1 protein-coding gene is annotated in these 686 nt (G+C 39.9%); it reads right to left on the bottom strand.

Annotation, left to right across the window (positions count from 1 at the left end; genetic code table 11):
- Positions 1 to 200: 200 nt before the first annotated feature.
- Positions 201 to 686 (bottom strand): GGDEF domain-containing protein (locus tag R8N49_RS27395; protein ID WP_318190487.1); only part of this gene is annotated, 486 nt, incomplete at its 5' end.

The following is a 686-nucleotide window of genomic DNA, read 5'->3' as shown; positions in this document are numbered from 1 at the left end:
GAGCTTTTTTAAAGTCGATATTAAGGATGGAATGATGGTGGTTTAGGTCGATAAATAGCGAACACATATAGAGCATTTTTTACTAATAGTTATAAGGGTTTTAGATAAGCGAGTTTTTAGCGATGTTATTGTGGGGAGTGCGTAGGGCGGAGGTTTCTTAGTAAAGAGGCTATTGTGGTCAGAAAGGGGAGAACTTATATTTAAGAAACTCTTTGTATTTTTAAGTGACCGGCTTGATAAAGCTTAAGATCTGGCAGGTTTTCGTAAGCTAGGGTGACTTGATTGCGTCCTGAGTGCTTTGAATAGTACATCGCTTTATCGGCCTCGATTAGAAGCTCTTTTGCGTTGGATTGTGGTGAATTCAACTCTGCTACACCAATACTAACAGTGGTCGTAATTTCAACGTCATCGACATGACAGATCGTTGCTTGTATAGCTTGGCGTATGCGCTCAGCTACGTCATACGCTTGAATCGCATTCGTATCTGTTAAGATTACTGCGAACTCTTCTCCTCCCAATCGACCTATAAAGTCGCTGCCACGAATGACTCCTTGGCAAACGTGAGCAATGCGAGTGATAACATGATCACCAGAAAAATGACCAACTCTATCATTAATATCTTTGAAGTGATCAATATCGATCATCAAGCATGAAAGTGTTTTAGAACGTTTTGTATGTTGAATGAT

The sequence above is a fragment of the Vibrio sp. 1978 genome, assembly GCF_033344345.1.
Note: the sequence above shows the minus strand (reverse complement) of the source record. Positions and strands in the feature narration are given on the sequence as shown.